Source organism: Streptomyces sp. SudanB182_2057 (assembly GCF_964272715.1).
Classification (GTDB): domain Bacteria; phylum Actinomycetota; class Actinomycetes; order Streptomycetales; family Streptomycetaceae; genus Streptomyces; species Streptomyces rubradiris.
Genome location: NZ_OZ186798.1, coordinates 2406987 through 2429994 on the forward strand (window position 1 = coordinate 2406987; position 23008 = coordinate 2429994).

Sequence of the window (23008 nt, forward strand, 5' to 3'; positions counted from 1 at the left end):
CCCGCGCGTACGGCCCCCCGTACATGGCACGATGGACAACAAACCCCGGCCGCAGTGAAGTTGGGGTCGAACCACAGCGGAAGGGGGAAGCCCGGTGACCGGCTTCAGCAAGGGAATCCGCAAGGTCGAGGTCGCGCTCAAGTGGGACCCCAGCCCGGCGGGCCACTCGCCGACCGACCTCGACATCATCGCCGCGACCTTCGTCTCCGGTGACGCGTACGGGGATCCGGCCTATCTGGTGCACTTCGACAGCCGCTCACCGGACGGCACGATCACCCTCAACCGCGACAGCACGGACGGCAAGGGGTTCGGCTGGGACGAGGTCATGACGCTCGAACTGGACCGCCTCGACGGCCGCTACGTGCGCGTGGTGGTGGGCGCCGTCATCCAACAGCGGTACGGGCACACGACGTTCGCCGACGTGCTGAACCCCGCCCTCCGTATCCGTGAGGGCTACACCGTGCTCGCGGAGGACGGCTTCGGCTCGGTGGCCGGGGCGACGGCCGCCGCGCTCGCCGAGTTCGTCCGGGACGACTCCGGCGAGTGGACCTTCCACCCGGGCCTGCACGGCTTCGACGGGGACCCGGCGACCTTCACCCGGGTCATGGGCCGGGCACGCCGGCCCTGACGTCCTCAGCGCACACGGGTAAGGGGCGCCGGCCATGGCCGGCGCCCCTTACCTCACGGACGGCGTGTCATCAGCTGCAGCCGCTGGTCGAGCCGCAGCCCTCGCAGATGTAGCAGGAGCCGGCCCGCTGCATCTTCGTACCGCAGGAGAAGCACAGCGGGGCGTCGGCCTGGATGCCCAGCTGCATCTCCACCAGCTCGGCGCTGGTGTGGGCCTGCTTCGGGGCGGGCTTGGCCGCCTCGCTCTCGGCCTTCGGCGTGGCGACCGCCTTCAGCTCCTGGGCGCGCGGCGCCGACTGAGCCAGGCCCTCGACGTCCACCTCGTCCTCGGCCGGCTCGTAGGAGCCGGTCTCCAGGTGCCGCTGGCGCTCCTCGGCGGAGTGGATGCCGAGCGCGGAGCGGGTCTCGAAGGGCAGGAAGTCCAGCGCCAGGCGGCGGAAGATGTAGTCGACGATCGACTGCGCCATCCGCACGTCCGGGTCGTCCGTCATGCCGGCCGGCTCGAAGCGCATGTTGGTGAACTTCGAGACGTACGTCTCCAGGGGCACGCCGTACTGGAGGCCGACGGAGACGGCGATGGAGAAGGCGTCCATCATGCCCGCGAGGGTGGAGCCCTGCTTGGACATCTTCAGGAAGACCTCGCCCAGGCCGTCGTCCGGGTAGGAGTTGGCCGTCATGTAACCCTCGGCGCCGCCGACGGTGAAGGACGTGGTGATGCCGGGACGTCCCTTCGGGAGGCGCTTGCGGACCGGACGGTACTCGACGACCTTCTCGACCTTGGTCTCGACGGCCGCGGGCTCCTCGGCCTTCTTCTCGTCCGCCGTCTCCTTCTTCTTGGCGGAGAGCGGCTGGCCGACCTTGCAGTTGTCGCGGTAGATCGCGAGCGCCTTGACGCCCAGCTTCCAGGCCTCGAAGTAGATCTCCTCGACCTCCTCGACGGTCGCCGTCTCCGGCATGTTGACCGTCTTGGAGATGGCGCCGGAGATCCACGGCTGGATCGCGGCCATCATGCGGACGTGGCCCATCGGGGAGATGGCGCGCTCGCCCATGGCGCAGTCGAAGACCTCGTAGTGCTCCTGCTTGAGACCGGGGGCGTCGATCACATTGCCGTGCTCGGCGATGTGGGCGACGATCGCCTCGATCTGCTCCTCCTGGTAGCCCAGGCGGCGCAGGGCCTGCGGGACGGTGCCGTTGACGATCTGCATCGAGCCGCCGCCGACGAGCTTCTTGAACTTCACCAGCGCCAGGTCGGGCTCGACACCGGTGGTGTCGCAGGACATCGCGAGGCCGATGGTGCCGGTCGGCGCGAGGACGGACGCCTGGGAGTTGCGGAAGCCGTTCTTCTCGCCGAGCCGCAGCACGTCCTGCCATGCCTCCGTGGCGGCGGCCCAGACCGGGGTGTCCAGGTCGTCCATGCGCACGGCCGTGGCGTTGGCGTCGGAGTGCTGCTTCATGACGCGCTTGTGGGCGTCGGCGTTGCGGGCGTAGCCGTCGTAGGTGCCGACGACCTCGGCCAGCTCGGCGGAGCGGCGGTAGGCCGTACCCGTCATCAGCGAGGTGATGGCGCCGGCCAGGGAGCGGCCGCCGTCGGAGTCGTAGGCGTGGCCGGTGGCCATCAGCAGGGCGCCGAGGTTGGCGTAGCCGATGCCGAGCTGGCGGAAGGCGCGGGTGTTCTCGCCGATCTTCTGGGTCGGGAAGTCCGCGAAGCAGATCGAGATGTCCATCGCGGTGATGACCAGCTCGACGACCTTCTGGAAGCGCTCGGCCTCGAAGGACTGGTCGCCCTTGCCGTCGTCCTTCAGGAACTTCATCAGGTTCAGCGAGGCCAGGTTGCAGGACGTGTTGTCCAGGTGCATGTACTCGCTGCACGGGTTCGACGCGGTGATCCGGCCGGACTCGGGGCAGGTGTGCCAGTTGTTGATCGTGTCGTCGTACTGGATGCCCGGGTCGGCGCAGGCCCACGCGGCCTCGGCGATCTTGCGGAAGAGCCCCTTGGCGTCGACCTCCTCGATGACCTCACCGGTCATGCGGGCACGCAGGCCGAACCGGCCGCCCTCCTCGACCGCCTTCATGAACTCGTCGTTCACACGGACCGAGTTGTTGGCGTTCTGGTACTGGACGGACGTGATGTCGTCGCCGCCCAGGTCCATGTCGAAGCCCGCGTCGCGCAGGACGCGGATCTTCTCCTCTTCCTTGACCTTGGTCTCGATGAAGTCCTCGATGTCGGGGTGGTCGACGTCGAGCACGACCATCTTGGCGGCGCGGCGGGTGGCACCGCCGGACTTGATGGTGCCGGCGGAGGCGTCGGCGCCGCGCATGAAGGAGACCGGGCCGGAGGCGTTGCCGCCGGAGGAGAGCAGTTCCTTGGAGGAACGGATCCGGGAGAGGTTCAGGCCGGCGCCGGAGCCGCCCTTGAAGATCATGCCCTCTTCCTTGTACCAGTCGAGGATCGACTCCATGGAGTCGTCGACGGACAGGATGAAGCAGGCCGAGACCTGCTGGGGCTGCTTGGTGCCGACGTTGAACCAGACGGGGCTGTTGAAGCTGAAGATCTGGTGCAGGAGGGCGTACGCCAGCTCGTGCTCGAAGATCTCGGCGTCGGCGGGCGAAGCGAAGTACTTGTGGTCCTCACCGGCCTTCCGGTACGTCTTCACGATGCGGTCGATCAGCTGCTTGAGGCTGGTCTCGCGCTGCGGGGTGCCGACGGCACCACGGAAGTACTTGCTGGTGACGATGTTGACCGCGTTCACCGACCAGAAGTCGGGGAACTCGACGCCACGCTGCTCGAAGTTCACCGAGCCGTCGCGCCAGTTGGTCATGACGACGTCACGGCGCTCCCACGCCACCTCGTCGTACGGGTGCACGCCGGGGGTGGTGTGGATGCGCTCGATGCGCAGTCCCTTGCTGCCCTTGGCTCCCTTGGCGCGGGAACCTCGTGCCGGACCGCTCGCCGTCTCTGTCATGCCGCCTCCCTACGGGCGAAAACGCCCTGAAATGCCCCCGTTGTTCCCGTGGGCACATGTTTCCGTCTTGCGTCGCGGGCACCCTCAGCCAACGCCCGCGACAGGTCTTCGTTCACCGCCGTTGCGGCCGGAACCCGGTTCTCCGTCCGGATTCCGGTCCGCCGGTCAGTCGGCGGCGTGCGCGGGCTCGGGAACCTGCGTGGTCCCGGCCGGCCCGCGATGGTCTTCCTGGCTCCCCGCGCCGGCGTCTTCCTCGTCCGCGGCGGGGCGCGTCGCCTGCCTCAGCTCCGCGATGGCGGCCTCGAAGTCCTCGAGCGAATCGAACGCCCGGTAGACGGAGGCGAACCGCAGATAGGCGACGAGGTCCAGCTCCTGCAAGGGGCCGAGTATGGCCAGTCCCACGTCGTGGGTGGTCAGCTCGGCACTTCCGGTCGCGCGCACCGCCTCCTCGACCCGCTGCCCGAGCTGGGCGAGCGCGTCCTCGGTGACCGGCCGTCCCTGGCACGCCTTGCGCACGCCGTTGATGACCTTGGTACGGCTGAACGGTTCGGTGACTCCGGACCGCTTCACCACCATGAGCGAGCACGTCTCCACGGTCGTGAAACGACGGGAGCAGTCAGGGCACTGGCGGCGCCTGCGGATGGACGTGCCGTCGTCGGTCGTACGGCTGTCGACCACGCGGCTGTCGGGGTGCCTGCAGAAGGGGCAGTGCATGTTCTCCAACCCTCCTCACAGCAGACTCGTCAGCCTCGCTGGACACACAGGCCTCGCGAAGCAGCCCTAAGCATAGGCGATCGGTGAGCCGTCTCCGACCGGGGGGACCACAACTTGTGGGCCGCTGTAGCCATCCAACCACTACATGTGGGGATTGGCTCATTCACCAAGGCAGACACGCGTGTCGCGCCGGAACGGCACCCCGGGAGGCCGGCGGCGGCCCGCGGGGACGCGCGAGCGCGCGGGCGCACCACCGCGCGCTCATGGGGATACGGTGGGCGCCGCGGGGAGCGCCTGTGGCGCGGCCGCACGGAAAGGGCCCCGGATACCGGACTGCGACATTCCGGATGGCAGACTGGGGGCGCCGCGCACGAGGCGAGCGACTCCAGCGGTGAAGAGTACAACAATGGGCGCTTTTGTCCGTCGAGTGTCGCGCCAGCTATACACCCGGACACCTGATTACGTCAGGCGAAACGCACTTTTTCACTCGAACGTGTGTTTGGCGCAACCTTTCGAAAGCAACTACCGTTGTGCAGCAGGGAGACCATCGAGAGGGGCCGCCGTGACCACCACCGCAGACAGTGCCACCATCACCGCCCAGGACCGCTCCCAGGGCCGAGTCGAGCCGGTACACGCGATGAACGAAGCCACGAATCCCGAGGGACACAAGCGCTCCCTGCCGGGCCGACCTCCAGGCATCCGGGCGGACAGCTCCGGACTCACCGACCGGCAGCGCCGGGTGATCGAGGTCATCAGGGACTCCGTGCAGAGGCGCGGCTACCCGCCGTCGATGCGGGAGATCGGTCAGGCCGTCGGCCTCTCCAGCACCTCCTCCGTCGCCCACCAGCTGATGGCACTGGAGCGCAAGGGCTTCCTGCGCCGCGACCCCCACCGCCCGCGCGCCTACGAGGTCCGCGGATCGGACCAGACGGTCACCGTGCAGCCCACGGACACCGCCGGCAAGCCCGCCGCGTCGTACGTCCCGCTCGTCGGCCGCATCGCCGCCGGTGGCCCCATCCTCGCGGAGGAGTCCGTCGAGGACGTCTTCCCGCTCCCCCGCCAGCTCGTCGGTGACGGCGAACTCTTCGTCCTCAAGGTCGTCGGCGACTCCATGATCGAGGCCGCGATCTGCGACGGCGACTGGGTCACCGTGCGCCGCCAGCCGGTCGCCGAGAACGGCGACATCGTGGCCGCCATGCTCGACGGCGAGGCCACCGTCAAGCGCTTCAAGCGCGAGGACGGCCACGTCTGGCTCCTCCCCCACAACGCGGCCTATGAGCCGATCCCCGGCGACGACGCGACCATCCTGGGCAAGGTCGTCGCCGTGCTGCGGCGCGTCTGACCGCCGCGGACACCGAGCCCCACCCGGCTCACTCCCTGACCGGGCCCCGGAACCCCTGCGCCGGTTCCGGGGCCCTGCCCTTTCTCCAGGCCGTCGCCGGGCGCCGCCTGCCATGCGGTGGCCGCGGACCGGCCACCCCGGTCACTTCCCCTCCGCCTCCTTCGCCGCCGCGTCGATCGCCGCGAGCGACCTGCGGACCTGATTACGGTCCGTGGTGTACCAGAAGTCCGGCAGTGACGCCTTGAGGAAACCGCCGTAGCGGGCGGTCGCCAGCCGCTGGTCCAGTACGGCGACCACGCCCCGGTCCCCGGAGGCCCGGACGAGGCGGCCGGCGCCCTGCGCCATGAGCAGCGCCGCGTGGGTGGCCGCGACCGCCATGAAGCCGTTGCCGCCCGCGTCCTCCACCGCCTTCTGGCGCGCGCTCATCAGCGGATCGTCGGGGCGCGGGAACGGGATCTTGTCCATGACGACCAGCTGACAGCTGGGGCCCGGGACGTCGACGCCCTGCCAGAGCGACAGCGTGCCGAAGAGACAGGTCTTGGGGTCGGCGGCGAAGTTCTTGATCAGCTCGCCGAGCGTCTCCTCGCCCTGGAGCAGGATCGGGAACTCAGGGATGCGGGAGCGCAGCTCCTCCGCCGCGAGCTGGGCGGCCCGCATGGACGAGAACAGGCCGAGGGTGCGCCCGCCGGCCGCCTGGATCAGCTCGGTCAGCTCGTCCAGCATGTCGGCGCGCTCACCGTCACGCGCGGGGCGCGCCAGGTGCTTGGCGACGTACAGGATGCCCTGCTTGCGGTAGTCGAACGGCGAGCCGACGTCGATGCCCTTCCACTGCGGCAGGTCCTCACTCTGGGTGCCCTCCGGGCCGAGTCCCAGGGAGGCGCCGACGCCGTTGAAGTCGCCGCCCAGCTTGAGCGTCGCCGAGGTGAGGACGACGGACCGGTCGGCGAAGAGCTTCTCCCTGAGCAGGCCGGAGACCGACATGGGGGCGACCCGCAGGGAGGCGCCGAACCGGTCGTGCCGCTCGTACCAGACGACGTCCCACTCCGAGCCGTTCAGGACCCGTTCCGCCACGTCGTGGACCGTCTCCACGGAGGCCAGCGCCTGCTTGCGGACCGCGTCCTCGTCCTGGACTGACTTGTCGCGGGTCGCGCCGATGGCCGAGATCACCGTGCGGGCCGCGTCCCGCAGCTGCATCAGGGCGTAGCCGAGGTCCTCCGGGATCTCCTCCAGACGGCCGGGAAGAGCGAGTTCCATGAGCCGCTCGAAGCCCTCGGCGGCGGTCTGGAGCTGGTCGGCGGCCTTCTCGTTGACCAGTTTGGCGGCGCGGCGCACGGCGCGGTTGACCTGGCCGGGGGTGAGTTCGCCGGTGGCGACGCCGGTGACGCGGGAGACCAGTTCGTGCGCCTCGTCCACGATCAGTACCTCGTGCTGCGGCAGCACCGGGGCGCCCTCGATGGCGTCGATGGCCAGCAGGGCGTGGTTGGTGACCACGACCTCGGCGAGCTTCGCCCGCTCCCGGGCCATCTCCGCGAAGCACTCCGCGCCGTACGCGCACTTCGACGCGCCCAGGCATTCCCGTGAGGACACCGACACCTGGGCCCAGGCGCGGTCCGAGACGCCGGGGGTGAGGTCGTCCCGGTCGCCGTCCTCGGTCTCGTCCGCCCAGTCCCGCAGCCGCAGCAGGTCCTGCCCCAGTTTGCTGGTGGGCGCGGCCGCCTCGAACTGGTCGAACAGGCCCTCTTCCTCTTCCTGCGGCATGCCCTCGTGCAGGCGGTGCAGGCACAGGTAGTTCGACCGGCCCTTGAGCATGGCGAACTCGGGGCGGCGGCGCAGCAGCGGGTGCAGGGCGTCGACCGTGCGCGGCAGGTCCCGCTCCACGAGCTGGCGTTGCAGGGCGAGCGTGGCCGTCGCGACGATCACTCTCTCTCCGTGCGCGAGCGCGGGCACGAGATAGCCCAGCGACTTACCGGTGCCGGTACCGGCCTGGACCAGCAGGTGGGATCCGTCGTCGATCGCCTCGGCGACCGCTTCGGCCATGGTCACCTGGCCGGGGCGCTCCGTGCCGCCGACGGCGGCGACGGCGGCATGCAGGAGTTCGGAGAGGGAGGGCTTCGTCATAGCCTGACCACCCTACGGCCCCGCACTGACAAACGGGGGGCGGTGACGGGGACGGCGGGCAGGATCACGGCCGGGGCTCCTGGGGTGGGGTCGGGGCGGCTGAGACGAGGGGCGGACGGGCGGCTCCTCCACAGACGGCGGCACCTGCTCGCCGATTTTTTCCGGACTCCGGGAACACCGGGCCGCCGCCGTTCGTATCTCATGGTGAGCGCGCGATCACGCGGCGCTACAGCACATCGCGCAGGACCCGGTCCCGGATCATGAGGGCGGCCCGCTTGCCGGGCAGGTCGATCTCGGCGGCGAACCGGAAACCCGCGCGCAGGAACGCGGCGACGGAGGGGGTGTTGCGAAGATCGGGTTCCGCTACCACCCGTGGGCAGGCGGGGCACCGGTCGAGGATCAGGTCGGCCACGGCTCCCAGCAGGGCGGTGCCCACTCCGCGGCCCCGGTCCGCCGCGTCGCCGATGAGGAGATGGATCCCGGTGTCGTGCGGGCGGGCCGGATAGCTGCGGGCCAGTGGATCGAGGTCCGCCCGGTAGAGCTCCCAGTAGCTCATCGGGGTGCCGTCGAGTACGCCGAGGCACGGTACGCAGTGCCCGTCGCCGTGCAGTTGGGCCCGCAGGTGGTCCTCCGTCCGGTGCGGGGGCCCGGCGAGTTCCCAGAATGCGGCGACGGCCGGGTCGTTCATCCAGCGGTGGACGAGCGGCAGGTCCCGGTCGACGCGTACGGGCACCAGCCGGAAGGAGCCGACGGGAGTGGGGACCGCGCCCCACGTGGCGATCCGGCCGAGGAGACCGGTCGTCACCCCGGCGCGGAGGGCGAGGAACTCGGCGGGCAGACGCAGGTCCAGGGTGTCCTCGCCGCCCGGGTCGTCGTCCTCCGCGGTGAACGGGCCGAACGGGGAGTGCCGGGGACCCCTCGTACCGGGCCGTGGGCCGGCACTCGGAGGGGCTGGGGCGGGACCGGTTCCGGCGGTCAGGTCGGTGGGGGGCACGGTGCTCTCCTCTCAGGAGACGAGGCGGGACAGGAGACGGGGGGGTCAGGAGACGAGGTGGGTCATGTGCGGATGCCGCTCAGGAATGAAGGGGGTTGGCGATCGTGACGTAGACGGACTGGGCGTCGACCGGGCCGACGAGTTCGTCCAGGCCGTGCAGTCGGGTCAGCAGATTGGCCTTGCAGCGCAGCACGGGTGAGTCGAGCAGGCGGCCGGGCAGGGAGCCGCGCAGCGGGGCGGGACCCGAGGCCAGGGTGGTGAGGAAGCGGCGGAAGGCGGCGAGGAGCAGGCGCTCGTCGGCGAGGCGCTGGGAACCGAAGGCACCGATCAGGCCGAACACGTTGTTGACGGCGAGGTAGTAGGCGAGGCGTTCGTCGGCGACGTCGTCCGGGACGAAGGTGTCGCTGCGGTCGCCGATGCCGGGCAGCCGTGCGGCCAGTTCGGTCCGCCGTGACTCGCGGAAGTAGTAGCCCTGGTTGTCGCGGTAACGGCCGCCGATGGGCCAGCCGTCGCCGTCCAGCAGGACCAGCGTGTTCTGCTGGTGGGCTTCGAGGGCGATGCCGGCCTCGCCGTCCAGCCGGAGGACGGGGCGGACGACGTGCTCCAGGTAGCGCAGGAACCACTCCGTCGCCACGGCGCCGACGGGCCGGCCGGTACGTGCCGTGAGCCGCGCGAGGAGGTGGGCCAGGCGCGACCGCACCGGCCAAGTGACACATGGTTCGGGGGTGTTGGGAGGCGGTACGGCGAGGGGGCGGGGGGACACGAGTCCGGCGACGCAGCCGACGTCGTCGGCCGGGGTGAACGGGTTGTGCCGGATCACCACGTCGAGTCCCGGCACGGGCAGGCCGTCCGGGTCGTCCACGGCGAGCCAGGCCGGGTCGCGGACGATGTCGAAGCCCGGGTGGGCCGTGTGCCACCGCCCGGCGAGGCCGGTGCGCAGCAGCCGGTGCACCTCGACTCCTCGGTGGAGTTCCTTGCGCAGGTTCTCGCGGCGGGAGTTGGTGATGCGCAGGGCCAGCGAGAGCTTGAGCATCGCGGGGGCGCCGGAGCGGTGGACGGTGCGCACGGAGGAGGTGGGGTGCCAGGGAGCGCCGAGCGGCCCGAGGTCGCGGAGCAGCCCGGAGTCGAGCAGCGCGGCGACGGCTGGGCGGTGCCGTACCTCGCGTGCCTGCCAGGGGTGCAGGGGCAGGGCGGTGTAGCCGTCGGGCAGCGGCAGGTCGGTTCCGGCGAGGCTCCGGACGAGCCGGCCGGCGGGGACGGGACGGCCGCGCTCGGTCCAGGCCGAGTCGGTCGCGAGGAGGGAGGGGGCGACGGCGAGCCAGTGCAGGGGGAAGGAGCCGTGCGACTCCGGTGAGTACCGGTCGGCCTCGGCCTCGGTCAGGCCCTCCCGGCTCTTGGGGGCCGGATGCAGCGGGTGTCCGAGGAGGAGGGCCTGTTCGGCGCTGAGGAACAGGTCGGGGGTGTCCGCGGGGTGTGCGCGCCGGTACCGGATGAACTCGGCGGTGCGGCGGACGGAGTCGGCGACCCTGGCGACGAGATCGCCGCCGGCCGCGGGGCGGGTGAGAGGGGCGGGGCCGCCGCGGGAACCGGGGCCCAGGCCGGCTTCGGAGCCATCGGTGGTGGCCTCGCCTCCCGGGCGGGGGCCGGTGGGGGCCGCGGGCGTGCGGCTGGTGCCGCCGGAACCGGTGCCGCTGTCCCGGTCGGCGCGGGGGCCGGGTGTGGTGGGGGCCGGGGTCGGCGGGGCGGGGGTTTCCCTGGCCAGGAGTGCCGCGAGGGTCACGGCGTCGACGGGTGGCGCGGTGCCGGGTGCGGAGGCGAGACGGAGTGGGTCGAAGCGGTGCCAGCCCGTCGGGGACCAGTACCGCACCGGTGCGATGAGGGCGGTGCCGCTGGCGGGCAGCGGGACGGTGAGGCTCGCGGTGGCGGGGGCGGCGAGGCCGGTCTCGCGGACCCAGCACCGCAGGAGGTTCTCGACGGCGGCGGCCTGGGCGGCGGTGTGCGGGTCGGGGTCGTCCAGCGGGTCGGGGCCGGGCACCGTCCGTCGGCTGGTGTCCGCCGCCCGCCTCTTCTGCTGGGGGACGGAGTCGGTGAGCGGTACGGCGGCGGGCGGGATGCCGGTGTCTCCCTGGTCGTCGGGGGCGCCGGAGCGGCCGTCGGGGTGGGGAGTGGCGTTCATGACGGCTCCTCTGGGGCTGGGGTGCGGGGTGTCAGGGGCTGGTGCGGTCGCCGCCCCGGCGCCTTGTCGGGCGGGCGGGACGGCGTGCGGGACGGCTGTGAGGTGCGGCCGGCGGTCGGTGTCGGCCGGGTGCCCGGAAGGAGGGCGGAGCTGGGGCAAAAGGCGGTGACGGTCCGGAGCAGGTTCCCGGAGTCGGTGGGCGGGTGCGGCGCGCGTGGTCTTCACCCGGTGCGCCGGGCGCTGCCGGGGTGTCATCGCCGGTCAGGACCGTGGCTCTTAGCGTCGCGGGCCGCCGCCGTGGTCACGCCGGTCAGGGCCGTGGCTCTCGTGGTCGCGGGCCGCCGCCGTGATCGCGTCGGTCAGGCGGTCGAGGACCGCCTCCGCCTGTTCGTCGCTGATCGTCAACGGCGGAAGCAGCCGGACCACGGACGCGTGCCGGCCGCCCAGTTCGACGATCAGTCCGCGCCGGAGGCACTCGCGCTGCACGGCGGCGGCGAGTCCGGGCGCGGGCGGGTACGGCGTGCGGGCGGCGAAACGGCCGTCCGGTCCTCCGGCCCCGCACTCCGGTGCCCCCGGCTCAGGCTGCTCCGGCTCCGGGGTGACCAGTTCGATGCCGATCATCAGGCCGCGGCCCCGTACGTCCCCGACGCACGCGTGCTCACGGCCGAAGTCCGCGAGCCGGTTCAGCATGCGGGAGCCGAGGATGGCGGCGCGTTCGGCGAGGGCGTTCTCGCGGACGTAGGCGAGGGTGGCGGTGCCCGCGGCCATGGCGAGCTGATTGCCGCGGAAGGTACCGGCGTGGGCGCCGGGTTGCCAGGTGTCGAGGTCGTCGCGGTAGACGATCACGGCCAGCGGGAGGCTGCCGCCGATGGCCTTGGACAGGACCATGACGTCGGGGGTGACGCCGCTGTGGTCGACGGCCCAGAAGGCTCCCGTCCGGCCGACCCCGGTCTGGATCTCGTCGGCGATCAGCGGGATGGAGCGGTCCGCCGTGAGCCGGCGCATACGGCGCAGCCAGTCGTCCGGCGCGGGGATCACGCCGCCCTCGCCCTGGACGGGTTCGAGGATCATCCCGGCCGGCCTCGGCACACCGGACTTGGGGTCGTCGAGGAGGGACTCGGCCCAGCGGGCGGCGAGTTCGGCGCCGGTCGGACCTCCGATGCCGAACGGGCAGCGGTAGTCCTGCGGGTAGGGCAGGCGGGCCACCTGGACGTCGGGGGCGCCGCCGGAGACGGCCAGGGCACCGGCGGTCATGCCGTGGTAGGCGCCGGCGAAGGCGAGGACGCCGGAGCGGCCGGTCGCGGCCCGGACCAGTTTGAGGGCGGCCTCGACGGCGTCGGTGCCGGCCGGCCCGCAGAACTGGACCCGGGCGCGGTCGGCGAGGCCGGGCGGGAGGGTGTGGAACAGCTCGGTGACGAAGGCGTCCTTGACCGGGGTCGCGAGGTCGAGGACGGAGAGCGGGGCGCCCGAGTCCAGGACCCCGCGGATCGCTTCGAGCACGACCGGGTGGTTGTGGCCGAGGGCGAGGGTGCCCGCGCCGGAGAGGCAGTCCAGGTAACGGCGGCCGTCGGCGCCCTCGATGGTGAGCCCCCGGGCCCGGACGGGAACGATGGGCAGGGCGCGGGCGTAGGTCCGCGCCGAGGACTCGCGCGCCGACTGGCGTCTGAGGATGCCCTCGAGCGGGTCGCGCGTTTCTCCGGATGCGGCTCCGGCCATCGACTCCGTTACGGCCACGGCGCGTTGTCCTCCTGGCTGGTCAAGGGCGAGTCGGTGCTCGGGGACCGGACCCAGACGGCCGGTTCCACCGGCTACAACCGCCGACCGTTCGGCCGGTTACGGGGTGGCCCGGAGATCCTTGGCCGGAAGTGAGGTCGGCCTTCCCGTCGCCCTTCCGGAGAACGGGCGGACGGCGTACGGCAGGGGTGGCCGCAGCGGGGCACCCGGCACGGTTCGGCCCTGTTCAGGCAGCCTGTGACGGAACCGTTGCCGTCCGGGCAGAACTCCCCCACGGCGACCGCATAGTGTGTGATGCCGTTCCCAGAAGGTCGCGGAACCGGCAGGAACCGTCCATGGGTTCGCCGCCGGGGCCGGGGCCGAAGCGCCGAGTTCCTTTCACAGCAGGGGGAGTCAAGACCATGCGATCCATACGGCCGTCGTTCACCGCTCGGCGAGGAAGGGGCGGTCGCCGCACCTCGGCCTCGCTGACGGCGGTCGCCCTCGTCTCGGCGCTGGCGTTGACCGCCACCGCCTGTGACAGCGGCGGGGCCGACAACGGCGACCCGGGCGCCACCGCGAGCGCTGCGGGCTCCGGTGACGGAAAGATACGTATCCCCGACGACCTCAAGCGCAGGCTCAAGGAACACGGGATCGACATCGACAAGTGGAAGAACGGCGCCTGGAAGGACTGGAACAAGGACGACTGGCTGCGCGAGGCCAACGACTTCGTCAACCCGGTCATCAGCGGTCTGTGGGACCCGGACCGGATGCGGGAGGCCGAGGAGCCGGACCAGGGCGTCGACGACAACGACCTCTCCGGTGACCAGGGCGTGACGGACCCGACGCCGCAGCCGGTGACGGCGCAGGCGGTCGACGCGCCGTACCACGCCAACGCGGCCACGTCGGGCAAGCTGCTCTTCGACTCGCCCGAGGGCACCATGGTCTGCTCGGCGACGGTCGTGCGGGACCCGGCCCACCCGGGCAAGTCCAACCTGGTCTGGACGGCCGGTCACTGTGTGCACGCCGGGAAGAAGGGCGGCTGGTACCGAAACCTCGCCTTCGTGCCGTCGTACAACGACCAGGCCCTGTCGGCGGCCGCGCTGCAGAACGCGAGCCGGTCCCAGGTCGCCCCGTACGGCGTGTGGTGGGCCGACGCGGCGAAGACCTCGCAGCAGTGGATCAGCGAGGGCGGCAAGACGGGCGGTGCCGGTGCCGCGTACGACTTCGCCGTCATCCATGTGACGCCGGAGCAGGGCAGCGGCGGCAAGTCGCTGGAGGAGACGGTCGGCGGGGCGCTGCCGGTGGACTTCGACGCGCCGGCCGTGGCGAACGTGGGCAGCGTGACGGCGTCCGGTTACCCGGCGGCGGCGCCGTACGACGGCGGGCTGCTGTACCAGTGCCAGGACGAGCCGGGCCGGCTCTCCCTGGAGCGGTCCGACCCGACGATGTACCGGATCGGCTGCACGATGACGGGCGGTTCGTCCGGCGGCGGCTGGGTGGAGACCGGTGCCGACGGCAAGCCGGCGCTGGTGTCCAACACGTCCATCGGCCCGGTGAACGCGGGCTGGCTGGCCGGTCCCCGGCTGGGCGAGGTGGCCAAGAGCCTGTACGAGTCGGTGAGCGAGCAGTTCGCCGGACGGTGAGCGGGCCACCGCGACGAGCGTGACGAGGGCCCGTCACCCCGGGTGGGGTGACGGGCCCTCGTACCTGCGCGGGTCAGGCGGAGACCGGCGTGTACGGCGCCAGGTCGGCCGCCAGTTCCTCGTGCACCCGGACCTTGAGCAGGGTGCCCTCCGCGGTGTGCTCCTCGGAGAGGACCTCGCCCTCGGCGTGCGCACGGGCGACCAGCTTGCCGTGGGTGTAGGGCACGAGCGCCACGACCTCGACCGCGGGGCGGGGCAGCTCGTCGTCGATCCGGGCGAGCAGTTCCGCGATGCCCTGGCCGGTGCGCGCCGAGACGGCGATCGAGCGCTTCTCGACCCGCAGCAGCCGCTGGAGCACCAGCGGGTCGGCCGCGTCTGCCTTGTTGATCACGACGATCTCGGGCACGCCGGTGGCGCCGACGTCCCGGATCACCTCGCGCACGGCGGCGAGCTGCTCCTCCGGGTTCGGGTGCGAGCCGTCCACCACGTGCAGGATCAGGTCGGAGTCGCCGACCTCCTCCATGGTGGAGCGGAACGCCTCGACCAGGTGGTGCGGCAGGTGCCGGACGAAGCCGACGGTGTCGGCCAGCGTGTACAGCCGGCCGCTCGGGGTCTCGGCCCGGCGGACGGTCGGGTCCAGGGTCGCGAACAGGGCGTTCTCGACCAGGACGCCGGCACCCGTGAGGCGGTTGAGCAGGGAGGACTTGCCGGCGTTGGTGTAGCCCGCGATGGCCACGGACGGCACCTTGTTGCGCCGGCGCTCCTGGCGCTTGACCTCGCGGCCGGTCTTCATGTCCGCGATCTCCCGGCGCATCTTCGCCATCTTCTCGCGGATCCGGCGCCGGTCCGTCTCGATCTTGGTCTCACCGGGGCCACGCGTGGCGAGGCCGCCGCGACCGCCACCCATCTGCCGGGACAGCGACTGACCCCAGCCGCGCAGTCGCGGCAGCATGTACTGCATCTGCGCGAGCGCGACCTGCGCCTTGCCCTCGCGGGACTTGGCGTGCTGGGCGAAGATGTCCAGGATCAGGGCCGTACGGTCGATGACCTTGACCTTGACCACGTCCTCCAGCTGGATCAGCTGGCCCGGGCTCAGCTCACCGTCGCAGATGACAGTGTCGGCGCCCGTTTCGAGGACGATGTCCCGCAGCTCGGCGGCCTTGCCGGAGCCGATGTAGGTGGCCGCGTCGGGCTTGTCGCGGCGCTGGATGACGCCGTCGAGCACGAGCGCGCCCGCGGTCTCCGCGAGGGCGGCCAGCTCGGCGAGGGAGTTGTCGGCGTCCTGCGCGGTGCCGGTGGTCCACACGCCGACGAGCACGACCCGCTCCAGGCGGAGCTGGCGGTACTCGACCTCGGTGACGTCCTCCAGCTCGGTGGACAGGCCCACCACGCGGCGCAGGGCCGCGCGCTCGGAGCGGTCGAACTGGTCGCCGTCCCGCTCGCCGTCGATCTCGTGGCTCCAGGCGACGTCCTCTTCCATCAGGGCATCGGCCCGAAGACCCTCGGGATAGGCGTGCGCGAGGCGCTTGGTGTCCTGGGAAGGGGAAGAAGAGGAGGTCATTGGATCCTTACGTCGATGGGATTGCCGTTACGGCGTCGGTACGGCGGTCTTACCCGACCGCTCGCCTTGTTCAACGTACGGGTACCCCGGGAGATTCCCGTGTCCCGTCCGGGCGCCGACCCGTAGATGGTCGCACGGGACGGCACGTCTCGTCACCGGGTTATCGCCTCAGGTGGGGCTCGGCCGCCTTGGGGGCCGCGGCCGGCTTCCAGTCCGGGTGGCCGGGCATCGGCGGGGTCTTCTCGCCGTACAGCCAGGGCCGCAGGAAGCCGTCGAGGTCGCGGCCGGCGACGGCGGAGGCCAGCCGGACGAAGTCGGCGGTGGTGGCGGTGGCGTCGCGGTGCCGCTGGACCCAGAGCCGCTCCAGCCGCTCGAAGGCCGGGCGGCCGATCTCCTGCCGCAGGGCGTAGAGGACGAGGGCGGCGCCGTCGTAGACGTTGGGCCGGAACAGGTCGATCTTCTGGCCGGGGGCGGGCGGCTTGGGCCGGGCGGGCGGGCCGCCGGCCGCGCGCCAGCGGTCGGAGGCGCCGTACGCGCCTTTCATCCGCGTCTCCAGCGGCCGCTTCGCGGTCTCCTCGCTGTACAGCGCCTCGTACCAGGTGGCGTGTCCCTCGTTCAGCCAGACGTCGGACCAGGCGCGCGGGGTGACGCTGTCGCCGAACCACTGGTGGGACAGCTCGTGCACCATGATCGATTCCAGGTACCACGCGGGGTAGCCGGGACTGGTGAACAGGCTCTTCTCGAAGAGGGAGAGGGTCTGGGTCTCCAGTTCGAAGCCCGTGGACGCTTGTGCCATGAGCACGCCATAGGTTTCGAAGGGGTACCGGCCGACCTTGCCCTCCATCCAGGCGATCTGGTCCGGCGTCTTCGCCAGCCAGGGTTCGAGGGCCTCGCGGGCGGCGGCGGGGACGACGTCGCGCAGGGGCAGCCCGTGCGGTCCCTGGCGGCGGACCACGGCGGAGCGGCCGATGGAGACCTGGGCGAGTTCGGTGGCCATGGGGTGCCGGTGGCGGTAGGTCCAGGTGGTGGTGGCGCCGTGCCGGGCGGCTCCGGTGGGCAGGCCGTTGGCGACGGCCGTGTAGGCGTTGGGCGCGGTGATCCGGAAGGCGAACACGGCCTTGTCGGACGGGTGGTCGTTGCACGGGAACACCAGGTGGGCGGCGTCGGCCTGGTTGGCCATGGCGAGCCCGTCGGCGGTGCGCACCCAGCCGCCCTGCTGGTCCTTGCCGTAGACGGGGTCGCTGGTGTGCCGCACGGTGATCCGGAACCGGCGGCCCTCGGCCCGCGGGTGGCGCGGGGTGACGACCAGGTCCTCGCCGGCGCTGGTGAAGGCGGCCGGGAGCCCGTCGACCTCGACCGAGCGGACGGTGCCGTGGGTGAAGTCGAGGTTGACGCGCTCCAGGTCGGCGGTGGCCCTGGCGTCGATGGTGGTCACGGCCTCCAGCGGCTTGTCCTGGGCGGTGTAGGTGAAGTCCAGGGTGTACGAGTCGACGTCGTAGCCGGGGTTGCCCAGGTACGGGTAGAGCCGGTCGCCCACCCCGAGGGGCTCGGCCGGGGCCGCGGCGGCGACCAGGCAGAGCGAGACGGCGGAGGCGAGCAGGGCCGCCTTGCGGTACCGGGTCCTTCCGGAGGGGGCGCGGCGGGGGGTGACGGTGCCGGGCTCGCTCGGGGAGGGCGAGGCGTGCGGGAAGGTCTCCGGTTGCGTCCGGAGGGTGAGCGGGGAGGAGCCGGGCTTAGGCCGGGGGTGGCGGCGGAGGCGGGGGGTGAGCGGCATGGACCACCGCTACCAGGGCGAGCCCCCCGCACGGCGGAGACGCGCGTCCGGCCCACTCGAACGGGTAGGGCGGACGCCGTCGTCAGGGGGGCGGTGCGATGGGTGGGCGGGTGCCGTAGTCGGGGGCGGTGCGACGAGCGGCAGGACACTGTGATCCGGAGTGGTGTCTTCAGGGGGCCGGTGCCTGGTGCTGGGCGCGGCTCACGTCGTACACCCCTGGTACGTCCCGCATGGCGCGCATCAGGGCCGGGAGGCGGGAGGCGTCGGGGAGCTCGAGGGTGTAGGTGTGGCGCACCCGCTGCTGGCTGGGCGGTTCGACGGTGGCGGAGACGATCTCGGCGCCCGCCAGGGCGATCGCCTCGGTGAGGTCGGCGAGCAGATGCGGGCGGCCGAACGATTCAGCGACCAGGGTGACCCGGCACTCGGCGGTGTCCCCCCAGCGCACCCCGGTCTCCGCGCGCCCCAGGCCCTTCATGTGCGCCACCACCGCGCACTCCACGCGGTGCACGGTCACCGCTCCCCCGCGCACCGTGAACCCGGTGATCTCGTCCGGAGGCACGGGCGTGCAGCACTTGGCGAGGCGTACGGCGGCGCCGGGCCGGTCCGCGAGGACGTCGGCGCGCCGGGCGCGCGGGGCTTCCGCGGGGGCGGCGGCCGTGGCCTCGCCGTCCCGGGCCGAGTTCGTACGGGCAGCGGTCGCGCGCGCCGCGGCGGCGGTCCGGGCCGGGCCGGCGGCGCGGTCGTCCGGCTCGGTCGCGGCGTCGTCGTCCGTGCCGTCGCCGCCGCCGGGGTGGGTGGCCAGCCAGCGCTGGATGGCGATGCGGGCGGCCGGTGTGTGGGCGTGGTCCAGCCATTCGCGGGACGGCTCGGACGCCGGGTCCTGGCCCATCAGGAGCTGGACGGTGTCGCCGTCGCGCAGGACCGTGCTGAGGGTGGCGAGCCGGCCGTTGACCCGGGCCCCGATACAGGCGTGCGCGTCCTCGCCGTACTGCGCGTAGGCGGCGTCCACGCAGGTGGCGCCCTCGGGCAGGCCGAGCGTGCCGCCGTCGGGGCGGAAGACGGTGATCTCCCGGTCCTGCGCGAGGTCCTCGCGCAGGGTGGACCAGAAGGTGTCGGGGTCGGGGGCGGCCCGCTGCCATTCGAGGAGACGGGAGAGCCAGCCGGGACGCGTGGGGTCGACGCGCTCGCCCTCGGCGGGGGACGCGTCGTGCGCGGGGGCGTCGGAGGCGCCGGACTCGGGGGCGGGCGCGTACGGGTTGCCGAGGGCCACCACACCGGCCTCGGCGACCTTGTGCATCTGGTGGGTGCGGATGAGGACCTCGACCATCTGCCCGTCGGGCCGGGCGACCGCGGTGTGCAGGGACTGGTAGAGGTTGAACTTCGGTACGGCGATGAAGTCCTTGAACTCCGAGACCACCGGCGTCATACAGGTGTGCAGTTCGCCGAGGACGGCGTAGCAGTCCGCGTCCTCGTTCACCAGCACCAGCAGGCGGCCGAAGTCCGTGCCGCGCAGCCGGCCGCGTTTGCGGGCCACCCGGTGGACGGAGACGAAGTGCCGGGGGCGGATGAGTACCTCGGCCGGGATGTCGGCCTCGCGCAGTACCCCGCGCGCCTCCTCGGCGACCACGGCGAGCGGGTCGCCGGGGCGGGCGGCGTTCTCAGCGATCAGTTCGCGGGTGCGGGCGTATTCCTCGGGGTGGAGGACGGCGAAGACCAGGTCCTCCAACTCGGTCTTGAGGGCCTGCACGCCCAGGCGCTCGGCGAGCGGGATGAGGACGTCACGGGTGACCTTGGCGATCCGCGCCTGTTTCTCGGGGCGCATCACGCCGAGGGTGCGCATGTTGTGCAGGCGGTCGGCGAGTTTGATCGACATCACGCGCACGTCATTGCCGGTGGCGACGAGCATCTTGCGGAAGGTCTCCGGTTCGGCGGCGGCTCCGTAGTCGACCTTCTCCAGTTTCGTGACGCCGTCGACCAGGTAACGCACCTCCTCGCCGAACTGCTCCCGCACCTGTTCGAGCGTCACATCGGTGTCCTCGACCGTGTCATGCAGCAGAGAGGCCGTCAGGGTCGTGGTCTCCGCGCCGAGTTCGGCGAGGATCAGGGTCACGGCGAGCGGGTGCGTGATGTACGGCTCGCCGCTCTTGCGGGTCTGGCCGCGGTGCGAGGACTCGGCCAGGACGTAGGCGCGGCGCAGGGGTTCGAGGTCGGCGTCGGGGTGGTGGGCGCGGTGCGCCTCCACGACGTGGCCGATCGCGTCGGGCAGTTTGTCGCGGGTGGCGGAGCCGAGCAGCGCGGCGCGGCCGAGCCGGCGCAGGTCGATCCGGGGCCGGGCCTTTCTGCGCGGCGCCGCGGGTGCCGTGGACGCGGTGAGCGCCTGTGGCACCGGGGGCGTCGGCAGACCAGCGGTCGCAGGGTTCGTGGCCTCCGCACTCATGGGCACCTCCGGCTCGTGGACCGGCGGACGGAGTCCCGGGGCACACGCGGCTCAGGGTTGGCGGCATTCCCCCGTCCGTGCCGGTGCTTGATGCTACCGAGCCCGCCACGCCCGACCGACCGCCTCCGGCCGAGCGTGAAACGGATCACCCATTCGAGCGACGAAATCGAGGTTTAAGTTTTCGGTCTCAGCCGAGCGTCTGGGCCAGCCACTCGGCGTCGATCTCGCCCTCGGCGACGATCACGGCGGGTCCGGTCATCTCGATCTCGCCGTCCGGCCGCTCGGTGATGACCAGGCGTCCGCCGGGCACGTCGACGGTGTACGTGGCCGGGGTGCCGGTGACGGCCGGGTCGGCGCCGTCCCGGCGGGCGGCGGCCACGGCGACGGCGCACGCGCCCGTGCCGCACGAGCGGGTCTCGCCGGAGCCGCGCTCGTGCACGCGCATGGCGACGTGCCGGGGGCCCCGGTCGACGACGAACTCGACGTTCACACCGTCCGGGTAGGCGCTCGCCGGGCTGACCGGCGGCGCGGCGTACAGATCGCCGGCGTGCGCCAGGTCGGCCACGAAGGCCACCGCGTGCGGGTTGCCCATGTTGACGTTGCGCGCGGGCCAGCTGTGCTCGCCGACGGTCACCGTGACGTCCCCTTCGGGGAGCCGGGCGCGGCCCATGCCGATCGTGATGTCACCGTCCTTCGCGATGTGGACGGTCTTCACGCCCGCGCGCGTGGCGATCGCCAGGTCGCCTTCGGTCACATGTCCGGCGTGCTGGAGGTAGCGCGCGAACACACGGGTGCCGTTGCCGCACATCTCGGCGATCGAGCCGTCGCCGTTGCGGTAGTCCATGAACCACTCGGCCTCGCCGGCCATCGCCCGGGCCTCCGGGTGCGCCGCGGACCGGACGACGCGCAGCACGCCGTCGCCTCCGATGCCCGCACGCCGGTCGCACAGCGCGGCCACGGCGGCCGGGGACAGGTCGAGGGCGTTCTCCGGGTCCGGGAGGATCACGAAGTCGTTCTCCGTGCCGTGACCCTTGAGGAAGGCGATCCGTGTGCTCATTCCTCGATCGTACGGGAGGGCACCGACAGCGGGCCGGGGCGGACCGGGCGGCTCAGCGGAGCCGTGCCACCCGCCAGACGGCGAGGACGACCACCACGGCCACCAGGAGGACGTAGCCGAGGACGACCCGCCAGTCCGGGCGGCGGCCCGAGCCGCGCGGGGGCAGGCCCGGCCAGGTGTAGCCGACCCGGCGGGCGGCCATCATGCCCCAGCCCGCGGCGCAGGAGCAGATCAGTAGGCCGAGCATGGCGATGACGGCACCGCTGTCACCGAAGTCGAAGGCGAGCGGGAAGGCGAACATCAGGGAGCCGACGGCGCCGAGTCCCACGATGGGTGCCAGCTGCCAGATGCGCAGCCGGCGCTGCGGGCGCAGTTCGACCTCGACCTCCGGGCCGCCCGGGTACATCTCCTCGGGCGCCGGTCCGTCGGCGGTGACGCCGCCCTGGGTGTCGTCGGGTCCGTCGTCGGCGAGACGGTCGTCGGCCAGGCGGTCCGCGGCCAGGGGGTCGGCGGGAGGCAGGCCGGCGGCAGGGCCGGCAGCGGGAGGGCCCGCGGTCAGAGCGTCTCCTGGCGGGCGGTCGTCCGTCGGTCCGTGGGCGTGCGGGTCGCCGTGCGGACGGTCGGCGTGGGTGCCGTCCGGGGAGGAGCCGTTCGCCCGGGGGTGGTACTCGTGCGGATGGTCCGCGCCCGGGCCGGGGTCGTCACTCTCCGTGGTGACGGGCTCGGTACTCTGTGCGGTGTCGCGAGGGCCGGCCTCCATCGCCACGCGCCCTCCCAACTAGGCTCCACTTGGTCGATCGAAGCTCGATGATGGCACGGCGCCGCAGGCCGCGATGACCGGCGGCGCATCCCGATGCCATGACGTGATCAGGCTGTAACCGGTCGTTCGACCAACGCCAGGGCCTGCTGCGGAAGTTCCCCGCGATCCGCCGCGGCCCCACTCAACCAGTGCACCCGGGGATCCCTCCTGAACCACGAATCCTGGCGGCGCGCGAAGCGCTTGGTGGCACGCACGGTCTCGGCCCGCGCTTCCGCTTCGGTGCACTCCCCGGCCAGCGCCGCGAGTACCTGCTGGTAGCCGAGCGCGCGCGAGGCCGTGCGCCCCTCGCGCAGGCCCTGCGCCTCCAGTGCGCGCACCTCGTCCACGAGGCCCGCCTCCCACATGCGGTCGACGCGCCGCGCGATGCGGTCGTCCAGTTCCGGGCGGGCGACGTCGACGCCGATCTGGACGGTGTCGTACACCGAGTCGTGGCCCGGCAGGTTGGCCGTGAAGGGCTGGCCGGTGATCTCGATCACCTCCAGCGCGCGGACGATCCGGCGGCCGTTGCTCGGCAGGATCGCGCGGCCGGCCTCGGGGTCGGCGGCGGCCAGCCGGGCGTGCAGGGCACCCGGGCCGCGCAGCGCCAGCTCCTCCTCCAGCCGGGCCCGGACCTCCGGGTCGGTGCCGGGGAACTCCAGGTTGTCGACGGCTCCCCGGACGTAGAGGCCGGAACCGCCGACCAGGACGGGCCAGCGGCCCTCGGCGAGCAGCGCGTCGATCCGCGCGCGGGCCAGTTTCTGGTACTCGGCGACCGAGGCGGTGACCGTCACGTCCCAGATGTCCAGCAGGTGGTGCGGAACGCCGCCGCGCTCCTCGGGCGTCAGCTTGGCGGTACCGATGTCCATCCCCCGGTACAGCTGCATGGAGTCGGCGTTGACGACCTCGCCGCCGAGTTGCTGGGCCAGGAAGACACCGAGATCGGACTTTCCGGCCGCGGTGGGTCCTACGACGGCGATGACGCGGGGGGCGACGGGTGCACTGCTCACCGCACCAGTCTCGCAAACGCCCGGGAGGCGCCTCGAAGGAGTAGGTCATCGAGTGCCCGTGCGCATGCACAGCGCATCCG

At 72.3% G+C, this 23008-nt stretch carries 15 protein-coding genes; 3 read left to right on the top strand and 12 right to left on the bottom strand.

Annotation, left to right across the window (positions count from 1 at the left end):
* The first annotated feature begins 94 nt into the window (after positions 1-94).
* On the top strand, positions 95-628 hold the full coding sequence (locus ACSURM_RS10170; protein ID WP_436954686.1) for a TerD family protein: 534 nt from the start codon (positions 95-97) through the stop codon (positions 626-628).
* Positions 629-698: 70 nt separating this feature from the next.
* Here ACSURM_RS10170 and ACSURM_RS10175 read toward each other — a convergent pair whose 3' ends face one another.
* Together ACSURM_RS10175 and nrdR are read right to left on the bottom strand one after the other, a co-directional pair.
* Positions 699-3590 (bottom strand): vitamin B12-dependent ribonucleotide reductase, encoded by a 2892-nt coding sequence (locus tag ACSURM_RS10175; protein ID WP_436954687.1) that lies wholly within the window; start codon positions 3588-3590, stop codon positions 699-701.
* 165 nt (positions 3591-3755) lie between these two features.
* Entirely contained in the window at positions 3756-4304 is a 549-nt protein-coding gene (gene nrdR / locus ACSURM_RS10180; RefSeq protein WP_436954688.1) for a transcriptional regulator NrdR, read from the bottom strand.
* 562 nt (positions 4305-4866) lie between these two features.
* Here nrdR and lexA point away from each other — a divergent pair.
* Positions 4867-5646, top strand: a complete 780-nt coding sequence (gene lexA, locus ACSURM_RS10185; protein ID WP_381555916.1) for a transcriptional repressor LexA — start codon at positions 4867-4869, stop codon at positions 5644-5646.
* Between the two features lie 141 nt (positions 5647-5787).
* On the opposite strand, the gene ACSURM_RS10190 is transcribed toward lexA, so the two are convergent.
* The 4 genes from ACSURM_RS10190 to ACSURM_RS10205 all read right to left on the bottom strand — a co-directional run bounded on the left by ACSURM_RS10190 (position 5788) and on the right by ACSURM_RS10205 (position 12668).
* Complete coding sequence (locus ACSURM_RS10190) at positions 5788-7764, bottom strand: ATP-dependent DNA helicase (protein WP_436954689.1); 1977 nt, start codon at positions 7762-7764, stop codon at positions 5788-5790.
* 226 nt (positions 7765-7990) lie between these two features.
* Positions 7991-8758, bottom strand: coding sequence for a GNAT family N-acetyltransferase (locus ACSURM_RS10195; RefSeq protein ID WP_436954690.1), 768 nt, complete (start codon positions 8756-8758; stop codon positions 7991-7993).
* Between the two features lie 79 nt (positions 8759-8837).
* Positions 8838-10934: an IucA/IucC family protein gene (locus ACSURM_RS10200; protein ID WP_436954691.1), complete on the bottom strand. Its 2097-nt coding sequence runs from the start codon at positions 10932-10934 to the stop codon at positions 8838-8840.
* A gap of 276 nt (positions 10935-11210) precedes the next feature.
* Positions 11211-12668, bottom strand: a complete 1458-nt coding sequence (locus tag ACSURM_RS10205; protein ID WP_436954692.1) for a diaminobutyrate--2-oxoglutarate transaminase family protein — start codon at positions 12666-12668, stop codon at positions 11211-11213.
* Positions 12669-13069: 401 nt separating this feature from the next.
* On the opposite strand from ACSURM_RS10205, the gene ACSURM_RS10210 reads away from it, so the two are divergent.
* Entirely contained in the window at positions 13070-14293 is a 1224-nt protein-coding gene (locus ACSURM_RS10210) for a trypsin-like serine peptidase (RefSeq protein WP_436954693.1), read from the top strand.
* Positions 14294-14366: 73 nt separating this feature from the next.
* Here ACSURM_RS10210 and hflX read toward each other — a convergent pair whose 3' ends face one another.
* From hflX to miaA, 6 genes are all read right to left on the bottom strand, one after another.
* A complete protein-coding gene (gene hflX, locus ACSURM_RS10215; RefSeq protein WP_436954694.1) occupies positions 14367-15854 on the bottom strand; it encodes a GTPase HflX in 1488 nt (495 codons plus the stop codon).
* A gap of 160 nt (positions 15855-16014) precedes the next feature.
* Positions 16015-17628, bottom strand: coding sequence for a M1 family metallopeptidase (locus tag ACSURM_RS10220; protein ID WP_436954695.1), 1614 nt, complete (start codon positions 17626-17628; stop codon positions 16015-16017).
* A gap of 169 nt (positions 17629-17797) precedes the next feature.
* Positions 17798-20065 carry a RelA/SpoT family protein gene (locus ACSURM_RS10225; protein ID WP_436954696.1) on the bottom strand — a complete coding sequence of 756 codons (2268 nt, stop codon included), beginning with the start codon at positions 20063-20065 and terminating at the stop codon, positions 17798-17800.
* Positions 20066-20252: 187 nt separating this feature from the next.
* Positions 20253-21122: a diaminopimelate epimerase gene (dapF, locus tag ACSURM_RS10230; RefSeq protein WP_436954697.1), complete on the bottom strand. Its 870-nt coding sequence runs from the start codon at positions 21120-21122 to the stop codon at positions 20253-20255.
* A gap of 52 nt (positions 21123-21174) precedes the next feature.
* The gene (locus ACSURM_RS10235) at positions 21175-21624 is read right to left on the bottom strand and encodes a hypothetical protein (RefSeq protein ID WP_436961022.1); all 450 of its coding nucleotides are present in this window, start codon (positions 21622-21624) and stop codon (positions 21175-21177) included.
* Positions 21625-21989: 365 nt separating this feature from the next.
* Positions 21990-22928: a tRNA (adenosine(37)-N6)-dimethylallyltransferase MiaA gene (gene miaA / locus ACSURM_RS10240; protein ID WP_289968192.1), complete on the bottom strand. Its 939-nt coding sequence runs from the start codon at positions 22926-22928 to the stop codon at positions 21990-21992.
* Between the last annotated feature and the right edge of the window lie 80 nt (positions 22929-23008).

Excerpts from the sequence above, each read along its gene's own strand:
- nrdR (WP_436954688.1), bottom strand. The coding sequence starts at position 4,304 with ATGCACTGCCCCTTCTGCAGGCACCCCGACAGCCGCGTGGTCGACAGC.
- ACSURM_RS10190 (WP_436954689.1), bottom strand. The coding sequence starts at position 7,764 with ATGACGAAGCCCTCCCTCTCCGAACTCCTGCATGCCGCCGTCGCCGCC.
- ACSURM_RS10210 (WP_436954693.1), top strand. The coding sequence starts at position 13,070 with ATGCGATCCATACGGCCGTCGTTCACCGCTCGGCGAGGAAGGGGCGGT.
- dapF (WP_436954697.1), bottom strand. The coding sequence starts at position 21,122 with ATGAGCACACGGATCGCCTTCCTCAAGGGTCACGGCACGGAGAACGAC.
- ACSURM_RS10175 (WP_436954687.1), bottom strand. The coding sequence starts at position 3,590 with ATGACAGAGACGGCGAGCGGTCCGGCACGAGGTTCCCGCGCCAAGGGA.
- ACSURM_RS10225 (WP_436954696.1), bottom strand. The coding sequence starts at position 20,065 with ATGAGTGCGGAGGCCACGAACCCTGCGACCGCTGGTCTGCCGACGCCC.
- ACSURM_RS10220 (WP_436954695.1), bottom strand. The coding sequence starts at position 17,628 with ATGCCGCTCACCCCCCGCCTCCGCCGCCACCCCCGGCCTAAGCCCGGC.
- hflX (WP_436954694.1), bottom strand. The coding sequence starts at position 15,854 with ATGACCTCCTCTTCTTCCCCTTCCCAGGACACCAAGCGCCTCGCGCAC.
- ACSURM_RS10200 (WP_436954691.1), bottom strand. The coding sequence starts at position 10,934 with ATGAACGCCACTCCCCACCCCGACGGCCGCTCCGGCGCCCCCGACGAC.